The organism is Adlercreutzia equolifaciens, assembly GCF_029076695.1.
In the GTDB taxonomy this organism is placed as follows: domain Bacteria; phylum Actinomycetota; class Coriobacteriia; order Coriobacteriales; family Eggerthellaceae; genus Adlercreutzia; species Adlercreutzia equolifaciens_A.
This window is the reverse complement of the sequence record NZ_JARFIK010000486.1, coordinates 1-295: the sequence shown is the minus strand read 5'-3', so window position 1 is coordinate 295 and position 295 is coordinate 1. Positions and strand designations below refer to the sequence as shown.

Below are 295 nucleotides of genomic sequence, written 5' to 3'. Positions count from 1 at the left end.
GAACGAGATGCTGTGCGCCATCCTTATTTCAGTGCACAACCTGCACTTACTGCTGGACCTCATGCGCCGCGCCCGCGAGGCCGTGTTGGCCGATGCCTACGAGGATTTATACCAGCAGTGGATGGACAGCGACGCTGCCGCCGACTACTAGGGCTCGTTTCAAACCAGAGCAGTTTCGTCAAGTTACAGAAAGATAAACGCATTGTTACGAAACGTTGACATTCATCTACAGAACGTCAACGAGTAAAACGCAGCCCTGACTGCACTCTGACGAGTGGTTAAACTAAACTCCAAC

The 295-nt window shown here is 51.9% G+C and carries 1 protein-coding gene; it reads left to right on the top strand.

Features of this window, described 5'->3' with window-relative positions:
* Positions 1 to 7 precede the first annotated feature (7 nt).
* Complete coding sequence (locus tag PZH32_RS13290; protein WP_275208727.1) at positions 8 to 151, top strand: hypothetical protein; 144 nt, start codon at positions 8 to 10, stop codon at positions 149 to 151.
* The last annotated feature ends 144 nt before the right edge of the window (positions 152 to 295 follow it).

Excerpts from the sequence above, each read along its gene's own strand:
- PZH32_RS13290 (WP_275208727.1), top strand. The coding sequence starts at position 8 with ATGCTGTGCGCCATCCTTATTTCAGTGCACAACCTGCACTTACTGCTG.